Here is a 14,153-nt window from a genome sequence, read left to right as displayed (position 1 = left end):
GACACCAGGGACATATACTTTAACTGTAACTGGTACGAATGGATGTAGTGATACAGAAAGTATTATCATTACTAAAGATATAGGTCCTAATTCACCTATTAGTAACGGTGATCAAATAGGTTGCCAATTTACATCACTTACAGCAACTGCTAACGTTTTTGATGGAGAGACTCTAACTTGGTATGATGCCGCTATAGGCGGTAGTATTGTAGCTGACCCATCACTAAATACTATTGGTTCTGTGACTTATTATGCAGAGGCTATCAATGATATTACAGGCTGTTCAAGTTTAATAAGAACTGCAGTTACTTTAAGTATTGTTCCAATACCTAATGCTCCTACAGGAGCCGAAACACAAATTTTCTGCGATATTCCTAGCATAAGCGATTTATTAGTGACTGGAAATAATATCAAATGGTATGATTCAGCAATAGGAGGAAATCAATTGAACCCTACATTAGAACTAACAAATGGACAAACTGTTTTTGCTTCACAGACTATTGATGGTTGCGAAAGTAATGATAGAATATCTGTAAATGTAGTATTTGATTTAAAGATTACGCCAATTTTCACACAAGTTGATCCAATTTGTTTTGGGGATACCATATTAACTTTACCAACAACCTCAATTAATGGTTACAGTGGAGTATGGTCTCCAATTATAGATAATACAGTTACAACCACCTACACATTTACTCCGGATATTGGACAATGTGCAACAAATTCAACTATGACTATTGAAGTAAAACCAAGACCTCAGACACCAAATGGTATGGCTGAGCAATTCTTTTGTGCTATAAACAGTCCAATGATTTCGGATTTGATATTAAATACTTCTTTTTTAAATTGGTACTTAACTCCAAATGGCGGAGAACCATTAAGTCTAAATTATTTACTTACTGATGGTTTAAATTTATTTGCTTCTTCTTATGACCAATCAACTTTATGTGAAAGCTTATCTAGATTTAAAGTAGAAATAAGTGTAGAAAATCTATACTTACCAGATGTAGAAACTGAAATTAGTTTTTGTAAAGAATTGAATCCAACAATTGATTTTATAGATTCTGGTGGGATTACAATGAATTGGTATGATAGTTCGGTTGGAGGGGAGTTAGTAACATCAGATCATGTTTTAGAAAATGGAGAAACCCTTTATGGTGCAGCATTCAATACTGCATCCGGTTGTGAAAGTATAGACCGATTAGAATTTAATATTCAAATTATAGATTCCGATCTGGAGTACTATAATTTAATAACAATAGACAGTAATAACATTAATGATGCTTTAAGAATTATTGGAATAGAAAATTTCCCTCTGAATACTATTGATATATATAATAGATATGGAACATTAGTTTGGAAAAATAGTAATTATAATAATAAAACAGTAGTGTTTAATGGTACAGCCAACGTTTCTGGCGTTGTATCGAGAGATAGTTTTTTGCCCTCTGGGACCTATTTCTTTGTTTTAAAATATCCAAACTATTGTAAGCAAACACAGCTAAAAGGTTTTATTAATATTGATAATAAGAATTAATGATGTTAAATAAATATATACTAATAAAAATTATTGTTTTGTTCTTGATGCCTACCTTCATTTCGGGTCAATCAGACATTAAATTATCAACTTTTTCTTTAAACCCACTTACATACAATCCAGCTTATGCTGGAAGTTTTGAAGGAATGTCATTTTCTTCTTTATATTCATCTCAATGGCTAGGTTTTGATGGAGCTGCTAAAACAATTTTTGTTAATGGGCACGGTACTTTTCTTGGTTCAAATAATGGTTTAGGGTTAGAACTTATTCGAGATGAAATAGGTGTTTCGTCTGAAACAAAAATATTAGGAAATTATGCTTATCATATAAAACTTAATGATAATTGGAGATTATCTATGGGGCTTAAAGCAGGTGTTTCATACAATTCTATAGACTATAGTAAGCTAAACATAGAAAACCAAAACGAGTTTAATTCATTCAACGACAGAGTAAATAGTATGAATGTGAATATAGGAACTGGGTTTTATTTGCATAGCAACGATTTTTTCTTAGGACTAGGTATACCAAATTTGCTTAAAACAAAGACTATGGATGGTTTTAAAAATACCTTAGCAAATACAACACAAAATTATTACTTAACATTAGGTTATTTTATACGATTAGATGAGGATGTTAATTTACAGCCAAGTATTTTAAGTAGGGTTGTAGAAGGAGCTCCAATAAACACTTTATTATCAGCGACTTTAGATTGGCACGAAAAATTTTATGTAAGCTTAAATATTGATTTAAATTCTACTGTTGGAGCATTTGCAGGTTTTAGATTTTTAGAACAATATATGATAGGGTATTCGTATGATAGTTCAATTAATGGTTTTTCTAGAGAGAATGATGGCATTCATAGTTTGTTTCTAAATATTCGATTTAAAGATTATTGGAGGAGAGAGCGGTGTGGGTGTTATACTTTTTAAAGAGTATCTACTCGCATTTTTATTTTTATAAATGCTTCTTGTTTGTGTTTTTTTTAAAAGAAAATAACCAGTGTAAAAATTCAGTCTCTGCAAAGGCATTTTCCCAGCTATTGTGCTTTACATCCTTATAAAATGTTAGTTTAGTATGATTGTTAAATGATTTCATTTTTTTATACATTTTTTTAGAGTATTTGTATGATACGACATCATCGCTTGTACCATGAAAAATCCAGAAAGGAGTATTGGCTAATGTTTTTGCCCATTTTGGATTTCCACCTCCACAAATTGAAATAGCAGCAGCAAAATAGTTTGGTATTCTTGCAACCAATTCAAAAGCACCCATCCCACCCATAGAAAGCCCTCCAACATAGCGTTTAGAAGGATCAATTTTATAAGTTTTGTCTAAATCATACAAAAAATTTTCTAATAGCTCCATGGTATTATAATCAGATAACTTTTTATGATATTTAAATCTTTTATTGATTTTTTTTGATTGTCGTTTTTCAACACTAGCCCAATATGAGTTTTTAGGGCATTGAGGGAAAATAGTAATTGCTGGATATTGCTTCCTGAATGCTTCTGATTTAAAAAGGATGCTTCCATGTACTAATTGTTTATAGTTATCATTACCTCTTTCACCTGCGCCATGCAAAAACATAATTAAGGGATAGGTTATTTCAGGATTATAATTTTCAGGTAGTAAAATACGATAAGGCAAGCTATCATTGTTTCTAATAAAAACTTTTTTTTCATAGTCTTGGCTGAAAGTTAAGCTTATTGAAAACGCTGTTAAAACTAGATTAAAAATTCTCATTAAATATTTACAATTACAGTTTTTGTGAATCAATAAACAACTTAGCAGTATCAACTGTTTTTTTAGAGTTTCCAATAAATATGTTAACATCAACAATTATTACAGGCCTGCTTAAAAAGGTGTAATGTTCTAAAATGTATTGTTTATAATCACGCTCAGTTAAATCTTGATTTTTTAAATTCATTTCTCTGTAAAGATTTGAGCGTTTACTAAAAAGCGCTTCATAACTACCGGAAAGCGTTTTCATTTCTTCTAACTGAGTAACAGTGATAGCTTCATTTTTGATGTCTTGTAAAATAAATTCAGATGGTAAATTAAGCTCTTTTAAAATTTTTAAACAGGTATTACACGTTTTTAGATAGTATACTTTTTTCATGTTTATTGAGGTTTGTAAAAAACAAATTAAAACTATATTTATCAAAAAATTAAATAATATGGACTTTACATTTCAAGTTTTAAATAATACTAGAGGAATTTTTAGTAAAATAATTGAGAATAATTCTTTAGAAGTTTTAAATAAAATCCCAGAAGGGTTTAATAACAATATTATTTGGAACATTGCCCATGTTGTGGTCACAGAACAGTTGTTAGTTTATAGATTATCAGGATTACAGCCTGCATTATCAGTTGATTTGATAAATAAATACAGAAAAGATACTAAGCCAGAAGGAGCAACTTCTCAAGAAGAGGTAAACGAGATAAAAGGGTTGCTTTTTTCAACTACAGAAAAAATAAAAGAAGATTATAAGAGTCGCGTATTTAAATCTTATAATGCTTACACCGTCTCTACTACAGGAAATACCTTAACAAATATTGAGGAAGCTTTACAATTTGTTTCCATACACGAAGCATTGCATTATGGATATGTCTTGGCACTTTTAAAAGCCATTAAAAACTAAGTAGCTCTCAATGGCATTATAAGGCATTTTAAATTCGATAATTCCTGTCGAATAGGGTGCGATTTCATAAGTGTTATACAATAAAATAAGACCTTCATCGCTGTATGCAATGTTTTCTGGTAATTGGAACTTAGTAGCCTCAAAAAGCGTATTTTTATCTTCAAGTGCATTATAAAAATAAGTTTTAGCTAATGCTTTAAACTCCTCAATATTTTTAAATAGATTTTTATTTTCTATAATATTACCAGTGGTAGCATTAAAATTTAATAAAGAAATATTTAAAGAACCATGTGCTCCTCCAGTAAAGTTATAACTTGTTATGGCGATACTGATGATTTCGGGAGATTGAAACATAATCTCTCCATCAATTTGTGCTTCCCACTCTGCAACCGTATCTGGAAAATTTATTTTGAAAGATTGGTATTCATTGTTGAAATTGTTGATGCTTTCTTCAATAGATTTTGAAGTAATAGTATCTGGATTTCCAATATTTAAAGCCTGTAAAATAATTTTTTCAATTTCAGAATTAATATTGGTTGCTGCATTTGAATTTCCTGAAGCTACTATAATGTTAACATCAACTAGCGTGTTGTTCTCTGTTGAAATATTAATATCAGAAAAAGAGACTCTTCTATCATCTTCACATGCTGTAAAAATGAAAACTAAAAGTATAATAATAACGAATTTTTTTTGAAGCATATCTGATTTACAAACTACTGTTAAAGGTAATTATTGCATTTGAATACACCGAATTAAAACTTACATTTGTACAAATTAGATCTTTATATGAAGTTTAATACGAAAGTAATTCACGGCGGACAAGAACATGATAAGGCTTATGGTGCTGTAATGCCACCAATTTATCAAACATCAACCTATGCTCAAACCACTCCAGGGGGTCATAAAGGTTACGAATATTCTAGAACACACAATCCTACAAGAAATGCTTTAGAAAATGCTTTAGCTAGTATTGAAAACGGAAACTTCGGACTTGCTTTTGGTTCTGGGCTAGCAGCTATTGATGCAATAATAAAACTTTTAAACCCTGGTGACGAAGTAATCTCCACTAACGATTTATATGGAGGTTCTTTTAGATTGTTTACCAAAATTTTTCAAGGTTTTGGGATTAAATTTCATTTTATTGGTATGCAAAATACTTCAAATATAGAAGGTTATATTAACGAAAACACCAAGCTTATTTGGGTAGAAACGCCAACAAACCCAATGATGAATGTTATTGATATTGAAGCCACTTCAAAAATCGCTAAAAAACACAACATTTTGCTGGCAGTTGATAATACTTTTGCAACACCATACTTACAAAAACCATTAGATTTAGGAGCTGATATTGTTATGCATTCTGCTACAAAATATCTTGGTGGTCATAGTGATGTAGTTATGGGAGCATTGATTGTTAAAGAAAAACATTTGGCTGATAGACTGTATTTTATCCAAAACGCTAGTGGTGCTATTTGTGGCCCACAAGACAGTTTTTTAGTTTTAAGAGGTATTAAAACCCTACATGTTAGAATGCAACGTCATTGTGAAAATGGTAAAGCGGTAGCCGAATTTTTAGTCAAACACCCAAAAATAGAAAAAGTTTATTGGCCAGGTTTTGAGACTCATCCAAACCATGAGATAGCAAAAAAACAAATGAAGGATTTTGGTGGGATGATATCATTTACAACAAAAGGGAATAATTATCAAGAAGCAATAAGGATTATTGAGAATTTAAAAGTTTTTACTTTGGCTGAATCATTAGGAGGTGTTGAATCTTTATCGGGTCATCCAGCGAGTATGACACATGCGAGTATTCCTAAAGAAGAACGCGAAAAAACAGGTGTTGTAGATTCGTTAATAAGACTTAGTGTTGGTATTGAAGATATTGATGATTTAATTGCAGATTTAGAGCAAGCCTTATGTTAATCTAAATAAAAAATATAGCCAACATTTAACCAAACTAACCAATCGTTATTTTGGTTAAATGATAATTCATGGTTTAATCCATCAACCCAATCGTTAAAATAATATTGCCATCTTAAATCTACTAAAAGATCAGATAGTTTAGTAAGTTTATATCTAAACCCAACGCTTGATACAACAGACCATGTAGAATGTTTAGAGTCGTCAATTGGATATTGACGATCAGATAAAGGAGTTCCTGGTGGTAAATCTGGTAAGAATGAAGGATCTCGATACCAAAATGAATATATATTGTTTTCATTATAAATATTACCATCCCCATAACTCGTAAATGCTTGAGGTGATGATGTAGTATAGTGTACCCCTAAACTTACGTAAGGAGCTAAACTATAGGCAAATCCTTGAAAATCTCTTATGCTAAATGGAAAAAATTCAATCTGTGTACCAACATCAAAGTTCTCAGCTACGCCACTATGAGCTCTAAGCTTATCAGCATCAGGAGTAATATTATCAGCACCAACCCATTCGCCAATATGATTTAAATTTGTTTTATTCCAAGAGACTTCATTTCTAAGTTTAAAATGATCATTAAAATAGGTATCAGCAGTATAACAGTTACAATCAGCGCGATAAGAAAAGTTTAAATAGTGTACTAAACCAACACCTATTCCAGAGTTACCAAAATTGGTTTTTCCTTCATTTCTACTTCCATAATCAGATCTAAATTGTACAGGACCAGCAATAACACCTAATTCGTGAGAGAATCCTAGCTGAGCATTTGATGTTTGATATAAAATAAAAACACAAAAAGCAACAGCTAAATGTTTCAAGTTAAGCATAATAAGGATTTATTTTTGAGGCATTATTAATAACAAATATATAAAAACTAGCTAAACAAACAAATATTAATAGATTTCATTAAAAATCACGAAAAAACCTATTGCGAATTTTAAAAATAAAAGCCATTATTTTTAAAGATAACGTATATTTGTAGCGATAAATTATTAATTTAATAAAATACAATACAATTTAGCTGTATATGAAAAGTAATATTGAAGCATTTTTAGATCTTGTTAAAGAAAGAAATGGTCATGAACCAGAGTTTTTACAAGCCGTTGAAGAAGTTGCAGAAACTGTAATTCCTTATATTGTTGAACATGATATTTATTATGGAAAAAACATTCTATTGCGAATGGTTGAACCAGAACGATTAATTTCATTCAGAGTTTCTTGGGTAGATGATAAAGGAGAAATTCAAGTTAATAGAGGTTATCGAGTACAAATGAATTCGGCTATTGGTCCGTATAAAGGTGGTTTGCGTTTTCATCCAACTGTAAATGCAAGTATCTTAAAGTTTTTAGCTTTTGAACAAGTTTTTAAAAATAGCCTTACTACCTTACCAATGGGGGGAGGGAAAGGAGGTAGTGATTTTGATCCTAAAGGTAAAAGTGACAATGAAATCATGCGTTTTTGCCATGCTTTTATGAGTGAATTATTTAGATATATTGGTCCTAACACTGACATTCCAGCAGGTGATATTGGAGTAGGAACCAGAGAGATAGGTTATCTTTTTGGAATGTACAAGAAGTTACAAAACGAATTTACTGGAGTTCTAACGGGTAAAGGCATGTCTTGGGGAGGTTCTTTAATCAGACCAGAGGCAACAGGTTATGGCAATGTTTACTTTGCACAACAAATGTTAGAAACTAAAGGAGATTCTATTAAAGGGAAACAGGTTGTAGTTTCTGGTTCAGGAAATGTGGCACAATACGCGGCAGAGAAAGTAATACAAATGGGCGGGAAAGTTTTAACACTTTCAGATTCATCAGGTTATATTTATGATGCGGATGGTATAGATACAGATAAACTTACGTTTATTATGGAGCTTAAAAATGTAAAAAGAGGCAGAATAAGTGAGTATCTAGAATCATACCCTAATGCTAAATTTATTAAAGGGAAAACACCTTGGGAAGTTAAATGTGATGTCGCATTACCTTGTGCTACCCAAAACGAATTAAATGAAGAAGATGCTAAAATGCTTCTTGATAATGGTTGTATTTGTGTAAGTGAAGGTGCTAATATGCCTTCAACTAAAGAAGCCATAGCGGCTTTTCATAAAGCGAAAATATTATTTGCACCAGGAAAAGCATCTAATGCAGGAGGTGTAGCAACATCTGGTTTAGAAATGACACAAAATTCTTTAAGATATAAATGGACAAGAGAAGAAGTGGATAATAAACTTAAAGATATCATGGCCGATATTCATAAATCATGTATTGAATATGGTACCGACGAAAATGGCTATGTTGATTATGTTAAAGGCGCAAACATTGCAGGATTTGTTAAGGTAGCAGATGCGATGTTAGCACAAGGAATTGTTTAAAAACTTATATAAAATTTAGAAAAAGCTTTCCATAATTGGAGAGCTTTTTTTATTTATAATATATTTTTTTGAATTAAAACTCGTTACTTATAAATATATTTGAACATCCAAAAAAGGCCAATGCAAAAGAAGCTTAGTTTATTAATCATTTTTCTATTACCTCTACTTAATTTTTGCCAAGATTTTTCTGCACTTTGGCAAGGGCATTTTTCCTATAATAATATTAAAGATATTTCTGAAGGTGATAATAGAATATATGTAGCCGCAGATAACGCCATATTTGTATTAGATAAAGACACTAAAAAATTAGAAGAAATAACGACTATAAATGGGCTTTCTGGCGAAACAATCTCAACAATTTATTACAGTGAAATATATGAGTTGCTAATAATAGGATATGAAAACGGACTTATCGAAATAGCATTAGATAATGATGATAATATTTTAACAATTGTTGATATTATTGATAAGCCAACCATACCTGCTAACGATAAAAGAATCAATCATTTTAACCCTTTTGAAAATGTAGTTTATATTTCTACTAATTATGGCATTTCGGTTTTTGACTTAGAAAGATTAGAGTTTGGCGACACTTATTTTATTGGTAATGGGGGTGCTCAAGTTCAAGTTACTCAAACCACTATTTTTGAAGGTTACATTTATGCCTCTTGTCTTGATGCAAATGGTATAAAAAAAGGGTTGATTTCAAATCCTAATTTGATTGATTTTCAAAACTGGCAATTAATTAATTCAGGAAACTGGACAGCTATACAAACAAATAGCGATAAACTATATGCTACTAGTACAAATAGAAGTATTTATCAAATTGAAAATGATGTTATTAGTCAAATATTCATTTACGCAAATTCCCCTTTAGATTTAAGATCTACAAGTAATTATTTAATAGTAACAACTCAGAATAATATTTTTGTTTATGATGCTACTTTTAACATAATTTCCGAGGTTTCTGTTGCCGATACCACATTTAACACACAATTTACATCTGCTGAAATTGATGCTGAGTTTTTGTATATCGGGACCAAGGATTTTGGAATGTTAAAAACAACGCTTCAAAGTCCAACAACTTTTGAGGAAGTTCATCCAGATGGGCCATTATTAAATATTCCATTTTCACTCACAACTGAAACTAATGGTTTGTGGGTTACTTTTGGTGATTATGATTTGTTTTATAATCCATACCCATTAAATAATAGGGGTATTAGCCATTTAATTGATAATGAATGGATTAATACACCTTATAGTGATGTTTTTGAAGCAAAATGTTTAAATGCTATTTCCATAAATCCAATAAATAGTAATCAAGTTTTTATTAGTTCTTTTTTTAGTGGCTTATTAGAAGTTAATGACGAAATCCCTACTTTTTTATACAATGAAACTAATAGCGGTTTAGAGTCGTTAATTTTACCTAACGACCCTAATTATATAGACATTAGAGTGGGCGCATCATCATTTGATAACAATGGCCTTTTATGGACAACTAATGGATTAGTCCCAAATCAATTAAAATCATTTAATCCAACTTCTAACCAATGGAAATTATATTCTCTAAGTGAAGTTATTCCAGAGGCATTTGACAATAATGGCTTTGCAGATATTGTGATTGGAAATGATCAAACAAAATGGCTAGCTTCTGCTTTTTCTTTTGGCTTTATAGGTTTTAATGAGAATAATGGAAATGAATTAGTAAAGGGTTTATTTAAAGAGGATGAGAACATGCCTTCTCCTGCAGTAACAGCCTTAGCTTTAGATAAAAGAAATCAATTATGGATAGGAACTTTCAGAGGGCTTAGGGTTTTATATAATACATCAAACTTTTTTACGGATGATAATGTAAGAGTAGAAGAAATAATAATTGAAGAAGACGGCATAGCAAAAGAGTTATTATTTCAGCAATTAATTACAGATATTAAAGTAGATGGATCTAATAATAAATGGATAGGAACTGCAGATTCAGGATTGTTTTATTTCTCGTCTGATGGTCAAAATACTATTTTTCATTTTACTAAAGATAACTCACCGTTACCATCAAACAGTATCAGGGATATAGCTCTGGATGATGTAAATGGTATTGTTTATATTGCTACCAATAAAGGGTTAGTATCATTTCGTTCTGGTGGCTCAAGTCCTTTAGAAGAATTAGCAGATGCTTATGCTTACCCAAATCCCGTAAGGCCTAATTTTAATATTGTTGATGAAAAAATTAAAATCAAAGATATTTCAGAAAATGTTAATATAAAAATTACAGATATTGAAGGAAATTTAGTAGCCGAAGCGCAATCTAGAGTTAATCAAAGATATAATGGTTACAATTTAGAAATTGATGGAGGTACTGCTTATTGGAATGGTAAAAATTTAGCAAACAATGTTGTAGCTTCTGGTGTTTACTTAATCATGCTTTCAGATTTAGATTCTTTTGAAACTAAAGTTTTAAAATTAATGGTTGTTAGATAATGCTTATAACTACCAATGCTATTGTTCTTTCTAAATTAAAATACAACGATAACGATCTCATTGTAAAATGTTACACTGAGGAGTTAGGCGTTTTAAGTTTTTTACTTAGAGGTATTTTAAAAAGTAAAAAAGGAAATTCTAAAGCGGCCTATTTTCAGTTATTAACCCAGTTACAAATTGTTATTATTCATAAAAACAAGCATTCCCTCCATTCTATTAAGGAAGCTAAATTGAGTTACTTATATTCCAGTTTGCACTCGAATGTTTTAAAAAGTTCGATCGTGATGTTTTTATCTGAAGTGTTATCAAATATTTTAAAAGAAGAAGAGCAAGACGAGGCCCTTTACAGTTATCTAGAAAACACCTTGCTTTGGCTAGATTCAGAATCGGAGTATTCAAATTTTCATTTATTATTCTTGTTAAAATTAACCAAGTATTTAGGGTTTTATCCTGATGAATCAAATAATGAGTATCCTTTTTTTAATTTAAGTGAAGGTAAGTTTGAATCAAAATCAACTAATAAATACACCATATCTGGAAAAAATTTAACACTTCTAAAACGCTTGTTAGGCACAAATTTTGATGCTATTTATGAAGTGAAAATTAGTTCAAAACAGCGACAGGCTTTTTTAAGCATTATGTTGTTATATTTTGAATTACATTTAGGAGGTTTTAAAACCCCTAAATCACTAAAAATTTTTAATCAAGTTTTTAACTAATCAATGAAATTATTTTTTGCACTTATCTTTTTTTTGGTCTCAACATCATTTTTGTTAGCCCAAAATATTAAAGTTTTAAGCGCGCAAACAAAAGAGCCTATTTTTGGTGTAGCTATCTATAATGTAGATAAATCTAAAAGTGTGATTACAAATTTTAGAGGTGAAGCAGATTTAGATGAATTTTTAAATGATGAATTTATTTATTTCAAGCATTTATCTCATCAATTAAAAACAATAACAAAAAATGAATTAGGTAATTTAAATAAGGTGTATTTAAAGGCTAATACTCAAGATTTAAATGAAATAGTTATTTCTGCTTCTAAATTCGAGCAAAATAAAAGAGATATTCCTCAGAAAATAATTAGTATAAATTCTAAAAATATTGAATTTACAAACCCACAAACCAGTGCTGATTTATTAGAAAATACTGGGCAAGTATATGTTCAAAAAAGTCAGTTAGGAGGAGGAAGTCCCATGATTAGAGGGTTCTCAACAAACAGATTATTAATAACGGTTGATGGTGTGCGCATGAATAATGCCATTTTTAGAGGTGGTAACTTACAAAATGTGATATCAATTGATCCTTTTTCAATTCAAAATACAGAGGTTACTTTAGGTTCTGGCTCTGTTATTTATGGTAGCGATGCAATTGGAGGTGTGATGAGTTTTTATACACATAAACCGATGTTGTCTTATACAGATTCTTTACTATTTAAATCAAATGCCATAGTAAGATATGCTAGCGCTAGTAATGAAAAAACAGGGCATTTTGATTTTAATTTGGGTTATAAAAAATGGGCATTTCTTACCAATGCTAGTTTTTCAGATTTTGGAGATTTAAGAATGGGTAGTCATGGACCAAACGAGTATTTAAGACCAGAATTTGTAATTACTACCAATAATGGTGATGAAATAGTTAAAAACAGCAATCCTTTAGTGCAAAAAGTAACAGGTTATAATCAATTAAACTTAATGCAAAAAGTACACTATAAACCAAATGAAAATTTAGGTTTCGATTTAGGGTTGTTTTATACAGCTACATCTGATTATTCTAGATATGATCGTTTAATAAGATATCGAGGAAATACATTGCGCTCTGCAGAATGGAATTATGGCCCTCAGAAATGGTTTATGTCAAATCTTCAAGTAACTAAATTAAGTAGCAACGCCAATTTATACGATAAAATTAAAGCTACTGTGGCTTATCAAAACTTTCAAGAGAGCAGGTTTGATAGAGATTTTCAATCAACCACTAGAAATATAAGAGAAGAAGCCGTTGATGCTTACTCTTTTAACTTAGATTTTGAGAAATCGTTAAGCCCAAAAACCGAATTTTTTTATGGCATAGAATATATTTTCAATAAAGTAAAATCAACTGGAGATGAACAAAATACCGAAACTAATACGATTATTCCTGCGGTTTCAAGATATCCAAATGGTTCTACTTGGCAATCTATGGCAGCCTATACAAGTATAAAATATAAACCCAATATTAAATTTATATTTCAATCAGGTTTACGTTTTAATCATGTGATTTCTAAAGCAGATTTTACAGAAAATAATGTCTTTTTAAACTTGCCTTTTAACGCTTCCAAAAATAATGCTGGAGCATTTAATGGTACTGCTGGTATGAGTTGGATACCAAATAAAGCTATACAATGGAAATTTAATCTTTCGTCTGCTTTTAGGGCACCAAATATTGATGATATAGGTAAAGTTTTTGATTCTGAACCTGGCGCTGTTGTGGTACCTAATGAAACTTTAAGGCCCGAATATGCTTATGGTGGTGAATTAGGTTTGAAATTAAATTTTGATGAGAAATTTATATTGGATATAAACACCTATTATACGTATTTAGATAATGCTTTGGTAAGACGATATTATAATTTAAATGGTGAAACATCGATTATTTATGATGGTGAATTAAGTACTGTACAAGCCATACAAAATGCATCAAAAGCTTGGATTTATGGTTTAGAAGTGGGGGCTAAAGTTAATATCTCTAAAAACATGATGCTTACATCTCAATACAATATTATTGGTGGTAGTGAAGTAGAAGGTGATGTTGAAGTGCCTGTAAGACATGCTGCTCCAAATTTTGGGAATTCTCATCTTATTTGGAATTTTCGCGATTTTAAGTTAGATTTTTTTGCTAATTACAATGGGGAATTATCATTTTACCAATTAGCACCTTCTGAGATTGAAAAAGATTATATCTATGCATTAGATGCTAATGGAAATCCTTACAGCCCATCTTGGTTCACCATAAATTTAAGAACACAGTATCAAATAAACGATTCTACCACAATAACGGCAAGTATAGAAAACATTTCAGACCAACGATATAGAACTTATTCCTCTGGTATTTCAGCAGCTGGAAGAAACTTTATTTTATCTTTAAAATATAGTTTGTAAAAGTGAAAAACCTCCATTAATAATATATTAATAGAGGTTTTGTAATAAAATTGGTTAGTGTT

General features: G+C 30.6%; 12 protein-coding genes. 8 read left to right on the top strand and 4 right to left on the bottom strand.

Annotation, left to right across the window (positions count from 1 at the left end):
• A partial coding sequence (locus AC1XJX_RS01575) for an Ig-like domain-containing protein (RefSeq protein ID WP_482002205.1) occupies positions 1–1,537 on the top strand: 1,537 nt, incomplete at its 5' end.
• On the top strand, positions 1,537–2,466 hold the full coding sequence (locus tag AC1XJX_RS01570; RefSeq protein WP_482002204.1) for a PorP/SprF family type IX secretion system membrane protein: 930 nt from the start codon (positions 1,537–1,539) through the stop codon (positions 2,464–2,466). The genes AC1XJX_RS01575 and AC1XJX_RS01570, both read left to right, overlap by 1 nt.
• Positions 2,467–2,491: 25 nt before the next feature.
• On the opposite strand, the gene AC1XJX_RS01565 is transcribed toward AC1XJX_RS01570, so the two are convergent.
• Positions 2,492–3,280 carry a carboxylesterase family protein gene (locus tag AC1XJX_RS01565; RefSeq protein ID WP_482002203.1) on the bottom strand — a complete coding sequence of 263 codons (789 nt, stop codon included), beginning with the start codon at positions 3,278–3,280 and terminating at the stop codon, positions 2,492–2,494.
• 13 nt (positions 3,281–3,293) lie between these two features.
• Positions 3,294–3,656: an arsenate reductase family protein gene (locus AC1XJX_RS01560; protein WP_482002202.1), complete on the bottom strand. Its 363-nt coding sequence runs from the start codon at positions 3,654–3,656 to the stop codon at positions 3,294–3,296.
• 58 nt (positions 3,657–3,714) lie between these two features.
• Here AC1XJX_RS01560 and AC1XJX_RS01555 point away from each other — a divergent pair, with 58 nt between their 5' ends.
• Positions 3,715–4,179: a DinB family protein gene (locus tag AC1XJX_RS01555; protein WP_482002201.1), complete on the top strand. Its 465-nt coding sequence runs from the start codon at positions 3,715–3,717 to the stop codon at positions 4,177–4,179.
• On the opposite strand, the gene AC1XJX_RS01550 is transcribed toward AC1XJX_RS01555, so the two are convergent.
• Complete coding sequence (locus AC1XJX_RS01550; protein ID WP_482002200.1) at positions 4,159–4,878, bottom strand: DUF3298 and DUF4163 domain-containing protein; 720 nt, start codon at positions 4,876–4,878, stop codon at positions 4,159–4,161. The two genes, AC1XJX_RS01555 and AC1XJX_RS01550, sit on opposite strands and share 21 nt — an antisense overlap.
• Before the next feature lie 87 nt (positions 4,879–4,965).
• Between AC1XJX_RS01550 and AC1XJX_RS01545 the strand changes: the two genes are divergently transcribed.
• Positions 4,966–6,105, top strand: a complete 1,140-nt coding sequence (locus tag AC1XJX_RS01545; protein WP_482002199.1) for a cystathionine gamma-synthase — start codon at positions 4,966–4,968, stop codon at positions 6,103–6,105.
• Here AC1XJX_RS01545 and AC1XJX_RS01540 read toward each other — a convergent pair.
• Positions 6,102–6,941, bottom strand: a complete 840-nt coding sequence (locus AC1XJX_RS01540; RefSeq protein WP_482002198.1) for a THC0290_0291 family protein — start codon at positions 6,939–6,941, stop codon at positions 6,102–6,104. The genes AC1XJX_RS01545 and AC1XJX_RS01540 overlap by 4 nt on opposite strands.
• Before the next feature lie 200 nt (positions 6,942–7,141).
• Between AC1XJX_RS01540 and gdhA the strand changes: the two genes are divergently transcribed.
• The 4 genes from gdhA to AC1XJX_RS01520 all read left to right on the top strand — a co-directional run bounded on the left by gdhA (position 7,142) and on the right by AC1XJX_RS01520 (position 14,091).
• The gene (gdhA, locus tag AC1XJX_RS01535; RefSeq protein WP_482002197.1) at positions 7,142–8,485 is read left to right on the top strand and encodes an NADP-specific glutamate dehydrogenase; all 1,344 of its coding nucleotides are present in this window, start codon (positions 7,142–7,144) and stop codon (positions 8,483–8,485) included.
• 120 nt (positions 8,486–8,605) lie between these two features.
• Positions 8,606–10,957, top strand: a complete 2,352-nt coding sequence (gene porZ / locus AC1XJX_RS01530) for a type IX secretion system anionic LPS delivery protein PorZ (protein WP_482002196.1) — start codon at positions 8,606–8,608, stop codon at positions 10,955–10,957.
• Positions 10,957–11,676 (top strand): DNA repair protein RecO, encoded by a 720-nt coding sequence (gene recO / locus AC1XJX_RS01525; RefSeq protein WP_482002195.1) that lies wholly within the window; start codon positions 10,957–10,959, stop codon positions 11,674–11,676. The genes porZ and recO overlap by 1 nt, the downstream gene beginning before the upstream one ends.
• Positions 11,677–11,679: 3 nt before the next feature.
• Positions 11,680–14,091, top strand: coding sequence for a TonB-dependent receptor (locus AC1XJX_RS01520; protein WP_482002194.1), 2,412 nt, complete (start codon positions 11,680–11,682; stop codon positions 14,089–14,091).
• Positions 14,092–14,153: the final 62 nt, after the last annotated feature.

The sequence above is a fragment of the Flaviramulus sp. genome, from assembly GCF_982512915.1.
This window is presented reverse-complemented; position numbering and strand designations above follow the sequence as displayed.